This is a genomic window from Wolbachia endosymbiont (group A) of Cydia splendana (assembly GCF_947179475.1).
Classification (GTDB): Bacteria; Pseudomonadota; Alphaproteobacteria; order Rickettsiales; family Anaplasmataceae; genus Wolbachia; species Wolbachia pipientis.
The window spans coordinates 1,051,677-1,066,220 of the sequence record NZ_CAMXBP010000001.1; the positions used below are offsets into that span (position 1 = coordinate 1,051,677).

Here is a 14,544-nt window from a genome sequence, read left to right on the forward strand (position 1 = left end):
TTTATAAACCCCAGTCTATCCTGTCATTAATGCTGAAGGTAACCCTAATAGAGAAGCCAGTGCCCAGACACTGGAACTTAATTATAAACAAGCACACTATACAACGTTTTCGATGAAATTGCATGAAAAACTGGATTCCAGTGTCAGCTACTTTCATGACACCACTACCTGTGCAGGAGTTGCCTTCAAAATTACAACGTTTGTGCAGTTGTGCACCAGCTATCCAGGCAATCAGTTCCATAACTCTTCTATTTTATAATACTCCCTTACTTCCGGCCTGAATATGTGAACCATTATGCCTTGAAAATTCAAAACTACCCAATTGCCTTCATCCATACCTTCTACATCTATTTTATCATGTGGCTTGAGGCTTTTTATTACGTGCTCAGCTAAAGCTTTAACGTGACGGCTTGAATCACCAGATGCAATAATCATATATTTTGCAATAACGGTTTTATTCTGCACATCAAAAGTTACTATATCATGACCTTTATTTTGATCTATTATCTCTTCAATTGTACTTCTTATCGATTCCATATCGCTAAGCATTGTTTACAGGTTATATGATTCATTTATAATTATATACTCAAAATTTCTAAATATGAACTATTTTCAACGCAACTACTTGTTAAAGGTATTACCTGCATCTATTTTATCATCATGTTTTTAGCATGTACAATGTATATACTTTTTATATAATTGAAAATAGCTTTTTACTAGTATTCATTATGGGCAAGACTCTCATCTACTTAATCGGCTTTCCAGGCAGTGGTAAGTTTACTACTGCAAAGGAACTGTGTAAAATCATTGGTGCAGTAATAGTAAGCAATAATCTATTCAATAATATTATATTTGATATTGTTAAATTACAAAACGCTGAAGTTCCAGATGACCTATGGGAAAAAATTTTTGCAGTTAGGGAAAATGTATTAGCAATACTGGAAAAACACTACGTAAAATCAAAACATTATATATTTACAAATGAATTGATAGAGGGTGATCCCTATGACCAAAGATTATATAACTCAGTGGTAAATTTAAGTAAAAAAATGGACATGGAAATTTTTTCTGTAGTATTACATTGTAATAATGAAAAACTAGTAAGACGTGTCCAATCAGAAGAGAGATATCAGGAAAATAAAATTACTGATCCGGATTTTGCTATAAAGAAAATTGAAGGGAAAAGGCTATTTATACCTGAGGGTTCGCTTGAAATTGATAACTCGAACTTGAATGCAAAGGAAGTTGCAAAGAAAATTGTTGAAGAGATGAAGAAAGAAAAAAATGGAAAATTAATTAAAACTTCTGTAACAAATCATTTAAAAACAGAGCGTACTCGTGGTTGAGCAGAAAGATAAGTACCGTCCTTGTGTTGGCATAATGCTATTTAACAGACAAGGACATGCCTTTATTGGAAAACGCTTTGATAGCGATTCTTACTGGCAGATGCCACAAGGAGGTGTTGATGATGGTGAGGAACTGGAACAAGCAGCGTTACGTGAGTTGCTAGAGGAGGTTGGTACTAATAAAGTAAAGGTTATAACTAAAAGCAAGGATTGGATATACTACAACTTGCCTGAAGAAGTTATACCAATATGCTGGAATGGAAAATATTCTGGTCAAAAGCAAAGGTGGTTCTTAATGAAGTTTTGCGGAGAGGATGAGGACATTGATATTAATTATACTGGTCATCCAGAGTTCAAAGAGTGGCGTTGGCAAGGTATAGATAGTTTAGTAGCCAGTGCTATATCATTTAAAAAAGAAGTTTATAAAACAGTGATAGAAGAGTTTTCTTCTATAATAAAAGCCTCAACAATAAGCTCATGATAGTAGATTCTCATTGCCACTTGATTTATTTTTCTGACGATGAAATACCAAAAGTAATTTCAAGGGCAGAGCAAAATGGTGTAAAGGTTTTGCATAACATATGCGTAAGCATTGACGATGTTCCTAAGTTATTAAAAATTTCTTCATCCTATGATCAGGTCTACTCCTCTGTTGGTATACATCCGCTTGATGCTGCTATAGAAAACGGTGAGTGTATACATGTTGATGAATTAGTTGAATTTACCAAAAATCAAAAGGTAATTAGTATCGGTGAAACCGGGTTAGATTTTTATAAATCTGACAACAAAGACAATCAGAAAAAAAGTTTTGCATTACATATAGAAGCGTCAAGAATAACTGGACTACCTTTAGTTATTCACACAAGAAGCGCTGATAATGAGATGATCGATATGTTAAGGTCAGAAATGAAAGCCGGTGCTTTTAGTGGAGTAATGCACTGCTTTGCTTCCTCTAAAGAACTTGCTGATCAATCTATAGATTTGGGGTTATATATTTCATTTTCTGGAATTATTACTTTTAAAAATGCGAGCTTACTCAGAGAAATTGCACAAAATGTACCACGCGAGCGTGTTTTAGTCGAAACTGATGCACCATATCTATCACCTGAGCCTTATAGGGGAAAAAAGAATGAACCAGCAATGGTGAAATACGTTGTTGATTGTTTGGCAGAGTTGTGGAATGAGTCACCAGAACAAGTAGCGAAGGTAACCACAAGCAACTTTTTTAGGCTGTTTGAGCTATAAAGAAGCTCTATAAAACCATTAATTTGCTTATGAACCTAAAGATTTCACCAGCTCTCTCACCGAGTTTACAGACTTATTAAACATTTCTTGTTCACTATCATTCATTTTAACTTCTAGGATCTTTTCAATTCCGTTTTTTCCAATAATTACAGGAACACCAATAAACAACTCTTCTACACCATATTCACCATTAAGGTAAGCAGCACATGGTAATATGCGCCTCTTATCTTTTAAATATGATTCTAACATGCATATAGCTGAAGATGCAGGAGCGTAGTATGCAGATCCAGACTTAAGCAGATCAACTATTTCTTTACCGCCATTGCGAGTGCGTTCAACTATTTCATCGACTTTTTTCTGTGTGATAAGACCCATATCGATAATTTGAGTAAGTGGAACTCCAGCAACTGAAGCACAATTGATTAGTGATACCATAGTGTCGCCATGTCCTCCAAGCACAAAAGCAGATATATCTTCAACTGAGATATTTAACTCACTTGCAAGAAAGTAACGAAAACGGGAAGAATCAAGCACTCCTGCCATGCCAACAATCATATTAGTTGGAAGGTTTGAAAATTTATGCACCACTGAAACCATGGCATCCAAAGGGTTGGTAACCACTATTACAAACGCGTTTGGAGAATATTTTTTAATATTTTCGCCAACCTCCTTCATTACTTTAGCATTGGTTTGCAGGAGGTCATCCCTGCTCATTCCAGGTTTTCTAGCGATGCCAGCGGTTATTATAATTGCATCGGAGTTTTTTATATCTTCATACCTATTTGTGCCAGTAATATTGACATTAAATCCATCAATAGGGGATGATTCTGCTATGTCGAGTGCTTTACCTTGTGGTATTCCATCACTAATATCAAGTAAAACAACATCACCGAGTTCCCTTAGTGCAATCATATGGGTGAGAGTTCCACCGATATTTCCTGCACCGATTAAAGATATTTTTTTTCTTTGTACTGTCATTTTCTACTCCTTTGTATTTACTTTTATGGTTTTACCTTCCCAAGGCGATAAGCTATCAAACATACGAAAATCTTGCGGTAAATCTATAGGATTATACACAACCTTTTTTGTCTCTATATCATATCTTACTTCCTCATAACCAGTGAGAGGGAAATCTTTTAACATTGGATGACCTTTGAATCCATAGTCTGTTAGAATCCTACGCAAATCAGGGTGATCAGAAAACTCTATTCCATACATATCAAACACTTCACGCTCAAACCACAAAGCCGTACTAAATATCTTCGCTACACTTGGAGGCATGTCGCTTTCACATAACTGAAGCTTTATGTGTACTCTAATATTATGCACAATGCTGAGCAGATTGTATATTAGCTCGAAACGCTTCTCTCTATTTGGATAGTCAACCCCAAAAATATCAACTAATAGTTCAAACCTACACTTTTCATCATCACGTAGAAAGAATAGGTACTTTTCAATTTCATCTAAAGTTGAATATATTACAATAATGCCATCATCTTTTTGAATGCACTCGCATTTGGTCTTTTTTTGTATATACTTTGCAGTTTTATCCATTCCGAGTCCGTTTTATTTTGTTTTGTAGGCATAGCATTCCATATAGCAACGCCTCAGCGGTTGGTGGGCATCCAGGGACATACACGTCAACTGGCACAATTCTATCACAGCCTCGGACTACTGAATAAGAGTAATGGTAATAACCACCACCATTTGCACAACTTCCCATGGAAATAACATACTTCGGGTCTGCCATTTGATCATAAACCTTGCGCAATGCTGCTGCCATTTTATTAGTTAGTGTGCCAGCAACAATCATCACATCTGATTGACGTGGGCTTGCACGAAACATTATACCATATCTATCAAGATCATAACGGCTGGATGCAGTATGCATCATCTCAACTGCGCAACATGCAAGACCAAATGTCATTGGCCACAATGAACCAGACCTTGCCCAATTCATTACATAATCTGTTAAATCACCAAATTTAGTGACAAGAAACCCTTCTTTTTTATAACGACCCCAGTCATCATTAGATAGAATTTGATTTGTCATAAACTACTCCCACTCTAATGCACCTTTACACCATTCATAGATAAAACCTATAGTGAGTATTGCAAGAAATACCATCATAGACCAAAATCCACCATAGCTTATCTTAGATAAAGAAACAGCCCAAGGAAAAAGAAAAGCAATTTCTAAGTCAAATATTATAAATAATATTGAAACTAGATAAAATTTAATGTCAAAATTTTTTCTTGCACTGGATAGTGGATTGAAGCCACACTCATATGTGGAAAGCTTTTCACCATCTGGCTTACTCACTGCAAGAAACATAGGCAATATACCTAAAGCAAAAGATACTACAATTGATACGCAGATAAAGATTACTATGGTTAAATATTCGCTCATTTAACAAAACATATAACACTATGAGTTTACATGCTTTCCTAACTTTTTACCACCTAAAATATGCACGTGAAAGTGTGGTACAACCTGCTCTCCATTTTCACCGTAGTTAGTGACTAATCTATATCCTGTTTTTTCTAGATTATATTTGTGTGCTATCTCTCTTACAGTTTTGAAGAAATCCGCTATTTCCTCTTCAGGAGCTTTTAGAATGAAATCATCATATGAAATATATTGATTTTTTGATATAACTAAAATATGAACTGGTGCGTCAGGGTACTTATCATGAAAAGCTAGTACATTTTCATTTTCATGTACCTTCTCACAAGGTAACTCACCTCTTAATATTTGAGCAAAGATGTTATCGCTATCATAAACTTCATTGCTCATATTTTAAGAGCGACCTTTCCCTCTTTCTTCGTTTTTCTCTACATTAGGTGTAGATAGTGGTTTTATCGCTTCACCAGAAGGATCTTCAAGATTTAAGGAGCTTACAAGTTCCCTTACTTTTACCATGTCCTGCTGTTCTTTCAAAAAGGGTTCTATTCCACTTACCCTTTTTCCAGTAATAACTCCTGGTTGTAAGTGATACATATCCCCAGGAACAGTTAGACTATGATGTCTTTCCTCTATTTTTTTAGCTTCACTCATAATACTCCCCTATAACTTATTTTTGCATTCCACAACTTTGCGACTTACCTGCTTTTATAGCTTCTTGCGCCCATTTTTTCTCACCTGAAGCTATAGTTTCTGAAGGCTGACCAACATCAGACTTCACAACTTTGTCTGATGACTGCTTTTGATCATCATATTCCTTATACAATTTTTCTGCAATACCATACAGCAATTTTAAGTCTGTGTGAACTTTAAATTCTCCGCCAGTAATTTTTGCTAGCTTTTTAAGGTTGCCACCAACTCCTTCAGCTCCTTCAGCAATTTTTTCAAGAGCAAGCTCTTTTATTCTTTTCTCATCAATTCCTGGATTGTTCTTTTTGATGTCTTCAATTATTTTTTTAACATCAACTTCAATTACAACTTTGTTTTCTTCTTTAAAGATAGTTACATTTGGCAGGTTTTGCTTTATTTCACCTAATCGTTCCGGCGTCAAATAGGGTATATCCCCTGTCAGAGTCCTTGATGCTAAAAAAGTTACCTTTCCTGTTCCTTTCTTTTGCTCCATTATTTGGACACCAAGATCCTCACTAGCTTGTGTGGTTTCTATAGGTGGATCATATTCTTCAAGTGGGTTGCCAATAATAGAACGTCCGCCATTTTTTATGTCGTGCCGCATTTCATCCCAGGACTTAAACCAATTCTTTGGCCATATAGGGTACACTGCACCCTTGACTAGAACTTTTACACCTCTACCCAGAAAACTTCCTACTCCCGAAGCTGCATTACCAACTTTAGCTAGTATAGAAGTAGATTTTTCATTTTTTCCTGTGAACATACATACCTCCAAGGTACTTTCTACAACTAAATACATTTTAATTATAGACGAAAAAATTTAAACTTCTATATCCATTATAAGATAGAATTATAGGGATTGCAACCATTATTTGTACATTGTCTAAAACATGTAGTATTTTCGCTACTTTTATTGTTCAATTTATTATAAAGAATACTCTCTAAATTATGCTTAAATGGAGCACAAATAATATCATTGATGCAACTGGCGGAAGAGACGTAAATGGTTGTAATTGGATACATAGCTCAAATATTTCAACGGATACAAGAAGCATAAAAAAAGGTGATTTATTTATTGCACTCAAGGGAAAGAATTTTGATGGCCATAATTTTTTGCATGAAGCGTTTTTAAAAGGGGCAGTAGCTGCAATAGTAAGTGAGGGTAAATATAAAAATTTTCCTCTCGTTATTGTACAAGATACCCTGAAAGCTTTGCACGATATGGCATCATACTATATTAGAAATGTTCTTGTTGACGCTAAAGTTATTGCAATTACAGGCAGTGTCGGGAAAACTACTACAAAGGATATGCTGCACACTGTTTTATCGCAATATGGAGTGTCCCATGCAAACGAAGGTAACTTAAATAATAATATAGGATTGCCTTTGACAATTCTAAAAGCTCCAAAAAACTGCCAGTACTTAATCCTTGAAATGGGAATGAATAAAGCTGGTGAAATAAAAGAATTATCAAAGATTAGTAATCCGAATATTGCAGTTATTACCAACATCGAACCTGCACATACTGAAAATTTTTCATCACTATTTGACGTTGCACAAGCGAAGTTAGAGATTCTGTATGGTATGAAAAATAACGGTACTTTGATTTTGAACAGAGATAATAAATATTATGATTATCTCTCATCACATGCCAATAGAAATGTAATAAGCTTCGGTAAAGATAAAAATGCTGAAGTTTGTTTGTTGGACCTAATAAGAAATGATGACGGGCTAAATTTAAAAATCAGGCTGAGTGATAATCAAACTATAAACTGTAATTTACGTGTGCAAGGTGAGCATTTTGCTTATTCGCTACTTGTTGCAGCAGCAGTTGTGCAGAGCCTCGGACTTGATTTATCAAAATTACCACTTGCACTTAAGAATTTTAGTGTAACGAAAGGTAGAGGCAATATTCATAAGGTCAAATACAATAGAAAATATATACATTTAATTGATGACTCCTATAACGCCAGCCCTGCTTCGATGAAAACTGCGATAAAAACTTTGAGTACATATTCTAATCAGAGAAAAGTAGCTTTGCTTGGTGATATATTGGAACTTGGTGATGAAAGCATAAAATTTCATACAGATCTGGTTAAGGTTATCACAGAAAATAATGTAGATAAAGTTTATACAGTTGGTAAATTTATGTTAGAATTGCATGAGTTTTTGCCAGATAATATAAGAGGCACGCATTTTAATGATTCTAATCAATTGAAAAGTGATTTAGCTAACATTATTCAGAATAATGACGCAATTCTAGTTAAAGGCTCACGAGGAATGAAAATGGATCTTATTGTACGGGAATTCGTAATAAAATATTAAGCGAAATCATTGTATTAATTTACAGTAACAAATTATTAGGAACTTTAATTGTGATAAAACGTGTAATTATTTTTGGTGGAACGGGGTTTATAGGGAAACACATCGTAAGACGCTTGGCAGCAGAAGGATATTTAATAAAGATATTCACTCGTAATCAGGAAAAAGCTGCTTGTTTAAAATTGTGTGGCAATTTAGGACAAATATCAATATTTAAAGGCGATTTTTTTGATGAAAAATCAGTTCTGGATGGTATGGAAGAATGTGATGTAGCTATAAACTTAGTGGGAATATTATATGAAGCAAAAAAGCACGATTTTTACGCTGTTCACGTTAAAATAGCTGAAAGGATAGCAAAAGCTGCAAAAATGAAAAATGTACCTATGATGATACATTTTTCTGCTATGGGAATAGAAAATAGCAAGTTGTCAAAATATGCCAAAAGTAAATTGGAAGGTGAAAAAGCTGTAACTTCAGCATTTCAAAAAGCAATAATAATTAGGCCAAGCCTTGTATTTGGTAAAGAAGACAACTTCTTTAATAAATTTGCAAGATTAGCAACTATTCTTCCTTTCTTACCACTAATTGGCAATGGAACAACTAAATTTCAGCCAATATGTGTAACAGACTTAGCTGAAGTAGTATATCGTATTATCAGTTTTAATAAGCAAGACAAGAAAATTTATAACATGGGTGGACCAAAGGTTTACTCTTTCAAAAGCTTATTGAAGTTTATTCTGAATGTTACTAACAGAAAGTGTTTGTTGATCAATGTATCTTTTCCAATGGCAAAGTTAATAGCTTTCTTTTTAGAAAATAAAATTATTTCTATGCTGCTAAAACCAATAACCGGAGATACGAACCCTATGCTTACTCAAGATCAGGTGAAAGTTATGATGAATAGTTCAATCGAAAAGTCAGTTGACCTTGAAACAATGAAGGTTCGACCATTAGCAATTGAAAATGTGGTGCCAGAGTACTTGAAGATTTATAGAAAGTATTGATAAAAGAGTGTGCCCGGTGGGATTCGAACCTACGACCCACAGCTTAGAAGGCTGTTGCTCTATCCAGCTGAGCTACGGGCACACAACATATATAAAATGCTTCTTAGTACAAGTGAAGTCAAGTACTTCGTGTGAATATGATGTTTATCTTACAAAACCTTGTCATTGCAGTTGTGTGTCGCGCGCTACCGAAATTGGATGCGAGAAGTCTATTTATTTTAGAAAATATTATATAGAAAGTTGCTTGACAAACTCCGCCAGCCCCCTTATCATGAAACTGAAGCTATTGTATTTGCTTTCGCCAATCTGCAGATTAAAAGGTAAGGATTACTTAATGTATCGGCGTCTTATGTTCAATTTTTTGCAGTATATAGATACTGTATGTCTTTACAAAACTTCATCTACATCTAGATTTTTATCTAAATAAGCTGAACGCGCTTATAAAGCGTTACAAGACATCAAAAAATGCCAATACTCGACAGAGATAGTAAAAGACTAGCTAACTCGGGGATTCTTTGTCTTTTTTTCTGCTTAGTAAATTTCTTAAACATTTGCAGCGTAGGTTAGTTGCAATTAAAAGCGGCTGAATCTCGCTTGTCAAGCGTTTAAAACATAAAAAACGCCAATATTTTAAAGCGGATAATAACCCCAGGGTTTCTTTTGCCTTTTTTTTCATTTGGTAAATTTCTTAATATTTATAGCTAAACAACAACCGTCATCCCGCTACGTGTTAGCGGGATCTATGCTTTGAGATACCGCGAATGAATCGCGGTATGACGGTGTAGATGATGGTTAAGTAATTCGTCATCCCGCTGCTTGTTAGCGGGATCTATGTTAAGGTATAGTAGGGGATCTATGTTAAGAGATACCGCGAATGAATCGCGGTATGACGGTGTAATGATGGTTAAGTAATTCGTCATCCCGCTGCTTGTTAGCGCTTACTATTACCCACAAATAAAAACATAGTATTGTATTTACTCAAATAATTTAATTTTATTAACCTGAAAGCTTATTAGATTAAAATTATTAAACTAAGAGTTATAATTTTAGCAACTAAAAGCTGTAAATTGCACCATATAAACAGTTATTTCAAGCAAAAGTTATGCCATTAAGAGCTATGCAACAAACATTTATATTTGTGGGTAATAGTAAGTTGTTAGCGGGATCTAGAGATACCGCGACGTCTCACCTATAGCCTTCAGTGCTCCTTTTTTTGTCATCCCAGCGTCACGCGTTGGTTTCAACATTATATCATGAACTTTCTAAAATTCATTGAACTGTGCTTTCAAACGGTAGTGCCGGGGTGTGAGTATAACGGTTATCAGTATATAAAAGTCATAGCAGACAGGCTGGAAGCAGCGAGCGCTGGTGAAGTGAAACGAATAATATTCAATATGCCTCCGCGCTCGATGAAGTCCATGTGCATAAGCGTTGCGTGGCCCGCATGGATACTGGGAAACCAACCAACTGCGAGAATAATAGTTGCAAGTTATTCTCAGCGGCTCAGCGAAAAGCACTCGCTCGACACCAGGTGCGTGATGCAGTCTAGTTGGTATAGAGCGCTATTTCCAGAGATAGAACTATCCAAAGACCAGAATACAAAATATAAATTTCAAACAGTGCAGAGAGGATACAGAATCGCAACATCAGTTGGTGGAACACTAACTGGTGAAGGTGGTGATTTTATCATTGTGGACGATCCGCTCAGTTCTGCTCAAGCTTTGAGTGAAACGCTTAGAAAGCGTGCCACAAACTGGTTTGATCAGACTTTAGTAACCAGGCTGAACGATAGAAAAAAAGGAGTCATCGTTCTTGTAATGCACAGGCTACACCAGGAGGACTTAACTGGACACCTTCTCTCCAAGCCAAAAAACATATGGCATCATATTTGTTTGCCAATGATTTCTGAAAATAAGCAGGTTATTTATTCAATCAAAAAGCCAATACCTCCCGTTCCTATCATCCGAGTAGCTCAGCACTGTGCGACCAGGCGATTATATAATAAACCAGCGTCACCTGTAAGGATATTATATTCAAGAGAAGAAGGTCAGTTGTTATATCCCCTCGATGGAGGAAAAGAAGAAGTTGAGATAATAAAAGCTGAACTTGGGAGTTACGCTTTTGCTGCTCAATATCAACAAAACCCTCTGCCGCTTTCAAGTGGTATAATTAAACCAGAGTGGTTGAAACGCTATAAAAAATTTCCTGATAATCTCTCGCATATAACACAAAGTTGGGATACTGCGGTTTCAACAAGTAACATGAGCAACTTTAGTGTCTGCACCACCTGGGCAAAAATAGATAATAAATTCTATTTACTTGATGTATATCGCGCAAAGCTTGAGTATCCAAAGCTTAAAGAACAAGTTTTATCACTAGCTGCAAGATGGTCACCACACGCGATTTTGATCGAAGCCAAAACAAGTGGTCAGCAATTAGTACAAGAGCTAAAGACAAACAGTGATTTACCGATTATTGAAATAGTGCCACATGATGACAAACTCACTCGATTTTATCAAATTGTTCCGACTATAGAGTCTGGCAAGGTTTTTCTGCCGCACCAAGCAGTATGGCTGAACGATTTTGAGTATGAGATTTTAATGTTCCCAGAAACGCGCCACGACGACCAAGTGGATAGTACCGTGCAATATTTGCAGTGGGTGAGAAACAGTACCTCTAGGGTCGCAGCTTTACGGGCATTGTGATTTGAGAGCAATTTCCACAAGGGAGGATGTCATCCCAGCGCTCCTTTTTTTGTCATGCAAGTAGCTGACACTGGAATCTAGCTTCTCGTTGCTGCTGCGATCATATACTATTGTAATGAGCCTTCAAAGTCACTTAAAAATAGCAACGTCCAAGGGTTTTCTGAAAAGGTCCCACAACCCGGTTCGTAAAATTCACAAGAACCATTAAAATATTTTTTTACTTTTCATTGTATATTTCTCAACATATTATCTTTAAGTACTAAAATAATTAACAATATGGCATTATTAATAGTTGAATCACCTGCGAAAGCAAAGACAATAGGTAAATATTTGAGTAAAGAGTTCAAAGTAGCTGCATCCTTTGGACATGTGAGGGATCTTCCAGCAAAAAACGGCTCTGTCGATCCGGATAATGATTTTGCTATAAAGTATGAAACCATTGAAAAAGCAGAAAAATATATAAAAGAGCTAGTAAAAGCAGCAAGCAAAACATCAGATATATATCTTGCAACAGACCCAGACAGAGAAGGGGAAGCAATGGCTTGGCATGTGATAGAGACATTAAAAGAAAAGAAAGCAATCAATGATAAAAGCAACATTCATAGAGTAGTCTTTAATGAGATAACAAAAAGAGCAGTTCAAGAGGCTATAAAAAATCCACGTGAAATAAATATGGATTTAGTGCGTGCACAACAAGCACGTAGAGCTTTGGATTATCTAGTTGGGTTTAGTTTGTCACCACTGCTGTGGACAAAATTGTCGGGGAGCAAGTCTGCAGGACGCGTGCAGTCTGTTGCATTAAAGATTATATGCGAACGAGAAGATGAAATTAGTAAATTTATAACACAGGAGTATTGGAGCATAAAGGCAGAAATGCAAAATAGCAAAGATGAGGCTTTTTTTGCTATGCTAAGCCACTATGACAATAAAAAGCTAGAAAAATTTGATATTAAGAATGAAGAAGAAGCAAAGAACTTAGTCAGGGAGATTGAGTCAAGGCAATATGCTGTAAGCACAGTAGAACGCAAGCAAGTTAAGAGAAACCCACTTCCTCCGTTTATTACTTCAAGTCTTCAGCAAGATGCAGTGAATAAACTGTATTTTAATGTGAAAAGTGTTATGCGCATAGCGCAAAATTTATATGAAGGTATCGATATTGGTGGTGAAACTGTAGGGTTGATAACTTACATGCGTACAGATGGGTTTCATATTGCAGATGAGGCTATAAACTCAATTAGAGGGTCAATTAAGTCATTATATGGTGATAAATATTTACCGCAGTCTCCTCGTAAATATGTAAAAAAGGTCAAAAATGCTCAAGAAGCACATGAAGCAATTCGTCCAACTGATATAAGTAGAACGCCGGGTAGTATTAAGGATTATCTAACGCCAGAGCAATTTAAATTGTATGATTTAATCTGGAAAAGAACCATTGCAAGTCAAATGGAATCGGCGATCCTTGATCAAGTGGTAGTCGAAATTAGTTCTACTGACCAGAAAGTAATTCTGCGAGCAAGTGGATCAAGTATATTCTTTGATGGTTTTTATAGAGTCTATCAAGATAACATGGAAGCCGAAAATGAAGGCCTGCTACCTGCCATGAAGGAAGGGGAAGCATGCAAGCTGATTTCAGTTGAGCCAAAACAACATTTCACTCAACCACCACCTCGTTATAGTGAAGCAAGTATCGTAAAAAAAATGGAAGAAATCGGTATAGGTCGACCATCAACTTATGCAACAATTATTTCGGTATTACAAGATCGTGAGTACGTTTCATTGGATAGCAAAAGGTTTATTCCAAGCAGTCGTGGTAAAATCGTTACTATATTTTTAGAAACTTTTTTTCAGCGTTGTGTAGAGTATGATTTCACAGCACAAATGGAAGAAAAGCTTGATTTAATTTCAAATGGACATGCAGATTGGAAAAAAGAATTAGGCCACTTTTGGGTGCCATTTTTTGGTCATGTAAACTCTGTCAAGCAAATGACGCATGATGAAGTTTTCAGCGGCATTCACGATTTGGTAATCGATTGGTTTTGTTCAGAAGAAGGAAGAAAAGAGGTGAATACGAAATGCCCTGACTGCTTAGGTGGCATATTGAAATTGAACTTTGGAAAAGCCGGGGTGTTCCTTGGATGTTCTAACTATCCTGAATGCAACCATACAAAAGAAATTACGGGCAGTAACGACAATTCAGAATATCCAAAAAGTTTAGGTGTAGATGATATAACAAACCAAGAAGTGATGATCAAAAAGGGTCCTTTTGGACTTTATCTGGAGTTTAATAACGAGTTAAAAAAGAAAAAAACGGTTTCCATACCAAAAGATATAAATGTTAATGAGATTGATCTGAGCACCGCTACTCAGTTACTTTCCTTGCCAAAAGTAATCGGAGAACACCCTGAAACCGGAAAGGAAATAAAAATAGGCCTTGGGCGATTTGGGTACTATATTTTCTATGATGGTAAATACTTTTCTCTTAAGAAAAGCTCCAAAGAGGTGCTGAATACAGAATTGAGCGAAGTTGTACAAATTATTGCAAACAGTCCACGCAAAGAGTTAAAATCTCTCGGGGTTAATGAAAAGGGAAAAGAAGTTTTTATCTGCAACGGTAGGTACGGATTCTATATAAAATGCGGTAAAACAAACGTTGCTTTGGGCAAGAGTGCAGATATTGAAAGTATAGATTTGGAGAAGGCTTTAGAGTTGATTAAGGGCAAGAAATAGACTTCTTGCATAACCATTATCTACGTTAAAAATCAGCTTTTTTGTCATTCCAGCGTGTGACGCTGGAATCTAGAAAAAAAGAACCTGGATGCCAGTGTCTG

Annotated in this window: 16 protein-coding genes, 1 tRNA gene and 1 pseudogene; 8 read left to right on the plus strand and 10 right to left on the minus strand. The window is 36.0% G+C overall.

Going from position 1 to position 14,544, the window contains the following annotated elements; translation table 11 throughout:
* Position 1: 1 nt before the first annotated feature.
* Together OM961_RS05330 and rsfS are read right to left on the minus strand one after the other, a co-directional pair.
* Positions 2-241: a hypothetical protein gene (locus OM961_RS05330; RefSeq protein ID WP_182309670.1), complete on the minus strand. Its 240-nt coding sequence runs from the start codon at positions 239-241 to the stop codon at positions 2-4.
* Complete coding sequence (rsfS, locus tag OM961_RS05335; RefSeq protein ID WP_006279567.1) at positions 232-549, minus strand: ribosome silencing factor; 318 nt, start codon at positions 547-549, stop codon at positions 232-234. The genes OM961_RS05330 and rsfS overlap by 10 nt, the downstream gene beginning before the upstream one ends.
* Before the next feature lie 179 nt (positions 550-728).
* Here rsfS and OM961_RS05340 point away from each other — a divergent pair, with 179 nt between their 5' ends.
* From OM961_RS05340 to OM961_RS05350, 3 genes are read left to right on the plus strand one after another with little or no spacing between them, the layout of a single operon-like run.
* A complete protein-coding gene (locus OM961_RS05340; protein WP_264339543.1) occupies positions 729-1,346 on the plus strand; it encodes an AAA family ATPase in 618 nt (205 codons plus the stop codon).
* The gene (locus tag OM961_RS05345; RefSeq protein ID WP_006279569.1) at positions 1,339-1,827 is read left to right on the plus strand and encodes an RNA pyrophosphohydrolase; all 489 of its coding nucleotides are present in this window, start codon (positions 1,339-1,341) and stop codon (positions 1,825-1,827) included. Before OM961_RS05340 ends, OM961_RS05345 begins: the two co-directional genes overlap by 8 nt.
* A complete protein-coding gene (locus tag OM961_RS05350; RefSeq protein WP_264339544.1) occupies positions 1,824-2,591 on the plus strand; it encodes a TatD family hydrolase in 768 nt (255 codons plus the stop codon). The genes OM961_RS05345 and OM961_RS05350 overlap by 4 nt, the downstream gene beginning before the upstream one ends.
* Before the next feature lie 27 nt (positions 2,592-2,618).
* Here the strand turns inward: OM961_RS05350 and mdh are convergent, their stop codons facing one another.
* Genes mdh through OM961_RS05385 form a run of 7 tightly spaced genes read right to left on the minus strand, consistent with a single transcriptional unit; the run spans position 2,619 to position 6,448 of the window.
* A complete protein-coding gene (mdh, locus tag OM961_RS05355; protein WP_264339545.1) occupies positions 2,619-3,569 on the minus strand; it encodes a malate dehydrogenase in 951 nt (316 codons plus the stop codon).
* Positions 3,570-3,572: 3 nt separating this feature from the next.
* Entirely contained in the window at positions 3,573-4,145 is a 573-nt protein-coding gene (locus tag OM961_RS05360) for an NADH-quinone oxidoreductase subunit C (protein ID WP_006279573.1), read from the minus strand.
* On the minus strand, positions 4,138-4,644 hold the full coding sequence (locus OM961_RS05365; RefSeq protein WP_006279574.1) for a NuoB/complex I 20 kDa subunit family protein: 507 nt from the start codon (positions 4,642-4,644) through the stop codon (positions 4,138-4,140). The genes OM961_RS05360 and OM961_RS05365 overlap by 8 nt, the downstream gene beginning before the upstream one ends.
* 3 nt (positions 4,645-4,647) lie before the next feature.
* Entirely contained in the window at positions 4,648-5,001 is a 354-nt protein-coding gene (locus OM961_RS05370) for an NADH-quinone oxidoreductase subunit A (RefSeq protein ID WP_006279576.1), read from the minus strand.
* 18 nt (positions 5,002-5,019) lie between these two features.
* The gene (locus OM961_RS05375; RefSeq protein WP_010082356.1) at positions 5,020-5,388 is read right to left on the minus strand and encodes an HIT domain-containing protein; all 369 of its coding nucleotides are present in this window, start codon (positions 5,386-5,388) and stop codon (positions 5,020-5,022) included.
* A 3-nt stretch (positions 5,389-5,391) separates the two neighbouring features.
* Positions 5,392-5,649 (minus strand): hypothetical protein, encoded by a 258-nt coding sequence (locus tag OM961_RS05380; protein ID WP_264339546.1) that lies wholly within the window; start codon positions 5,647-5,649, stop codon positions 5,392-5,394.
* A 16-nt stretch (positions 5,650-5,665) separates the two neighbouring features.
* On the minus strand, positions 5,666-6,448 hold the full coding sequence (locus OM961_RS05385; protein ID WP_155969270.1) for a hypothetical protein: 783 nt from the start codon (positions 6,446-6,448) through the stop codon (positions 5,666-5,668).
* A 185-nt stretch (positions 6,449-6,633) separates the two neighbouring features.
* Between OM961_RS05385 and OM961_RS05390 the strand changes: the two genes are divergently transcribed.
* Both OM961_RS05390 and OM961_RS05395 read left to right on the plus strand, forming a co-directional pair.
* Complete coding sequence (locus tag OM961_RS05390; RefSeq protein ID WP_264339547.1) at positions 6,634-8,010, plus strand: UDP-N-acetylmuramoyl-tripeptide--D-alanyl-D-alanine ligase; 1,377 nt, start codon at positions 6,634-6,636, stop codon at positions 8,008-8,010.
* Between the two features lie 50 nt (positions 8,011-8,060).
* Positions 8,061-9,011, plus strand: a complete 951-nt coding sequence (locus OM961_RS05395) for a complex I NDUFA9 subunit family protein (protein ID WP_264339548.1) — start codon at positions 8,061-8,063, stop codon at positions 9,009-9,011.
* 8 nt (positions 9,012-9,019) lie between these two features.
* On the opposite strand, the gene OM961_RS05400 is transcribed toward OM961_RS05395, so the two are convergent.
* Positions 9,020-9,093: transfer RNA gene (locus OM961_RS05400), tRNA-Arg, on the minus strand.
* Positions 9,094-10,264: 1,171 nt separating this feature from the next.
* Here OM961_RS05400 and terL point away from each other — a divergent pair.
* The 3 genes and pseudogenes from terL to topA all read left to right on the plus strand — a co-directional run bounded on the left by terL (position 10,265) and on the right by topA (position 14,443).
* Positions 10,265-11,716 (plus strand): phage terminase large subunit, encoded by a 1,452-nt coding sequence (terL, locus tag OM961_RS05405; RefSeq protein ID WP_264339549.1) that lies wholly within the window; start codon positions 10,265-10,267, stop codon positions 11,714-11,716.
* Positions 11,717-11,806: 90 nt separating this feature from the next.
* A pseudogene (locus OM961_RS07705) lies at positions 11,807-11,905 on the plus strand (TomO hydrophobic C-terminal domain-containing protein); the annotation flags it as partial.
* 87 nt (positions 11,906-11,992) lie between these two features.
* Positions 11,993-14,443, plus strand: a complete 2,451-nt coding sequence (gene topA / locus OM961_RS05410; RefSeq protein ID WP_264339550.1) for a type I DNA topoisomerase — start codon at positions 11,993-11,995, stop codon at positions 14,441-14,443.
* The last annotated feature ends 101 nt before the right edge of the window (positions 14,444-14,544 follow it).

Coding starts and splice junctions, on each gene's coding strand:
- OM961_RS05340 (WP_264339543.1), top strand. CDS start 729: ATGGGCAAGACTCTCATCTACTTAATCGGCTTTCCAGGCAGTGGTAAG.
- mdh (WP_264339545.1), bottom strand. CDS start 3,569: ATGACAGTACAAAGAAAAAAAATATCTTTAATCGGTGCAGGAAATATC.
- OM961_RS05330 (WP_182309670.1), bottom strand. CDS start 241: ATGGAACTGATTGCCTGGATAGCTGGTGCACAACTGCACAAACGTTGT.
- OM961_RS05370 (WP_006279576.1), bottom strand. CDS start 5,001: ATGAGCGAATATTTAACCATAGTAATCTTTATCTGCGTATCAATTGTA.
- OM961_RS05390 (WP_264339547.1), top strand. CDS start 6,634: ATGCTTAAATGGAGCACAAATAATATCATTGATGCAACTGGCGGAAGA.
- OM961_RS05375 (WP_010082356.1), bottom strand. CDS start 5,388: ATGAGCAATGAAGTTTATGATAGCGATAACATCTTTGCTCAAATATTA.
- topA (WP_264339550.1), top strand. CDS start 11,993: ATGGCATTATTAATAGTTGAATCACCTGCGAAAGCAAAGACAATAGGT.
- OM961_RS05350 (WP_264339544.1), top strand. CDS start 1,824: ATGATAGTAGATTCTCATTGCCACTTGATTTATTTTTCTGACGATGAA.
- OM961_RS05385 (WP_155969270.1), bottom strand. CDS start 6,448: ATGTTCACAGGAAAAAATGAAAAATCTACTTCTATACTAGCTAAAGTT.
- OM961_RS05360 (WP_006279573.1), bottom strand. CDS start 4,145: ATGGATAAAACTGCAAAGTATATACAAAAAAAGACCAAATGCGAGTGC.
- OM961_RS05380 (WP_264339546.1), bottom strand. CDS start 5,649: ATGAGTGAAGCTAAAAAAATAGAGGAAAGACATCATAGTCTAACTGTT.
- OM961_RS05365 (WP_006279574.1), bottom strand. CDS start 4,644: ATGACAAATCAAATTCTATCTAATGATGACTGGGGTCGTTATAAAAAA.
- rsfS (WP_006279567.1), bottom strand. CDS start 549: ATGCTTAGCGATATGGAATCGATAAGAAGTACAATTGAAGAGATAATA.
- terL (WP_264339549.1), top strand. CDS start 10,265: ATGAACTTTCTAAAATTCATTGAACTGTGCTTTCAAACGGTAGTGCCG.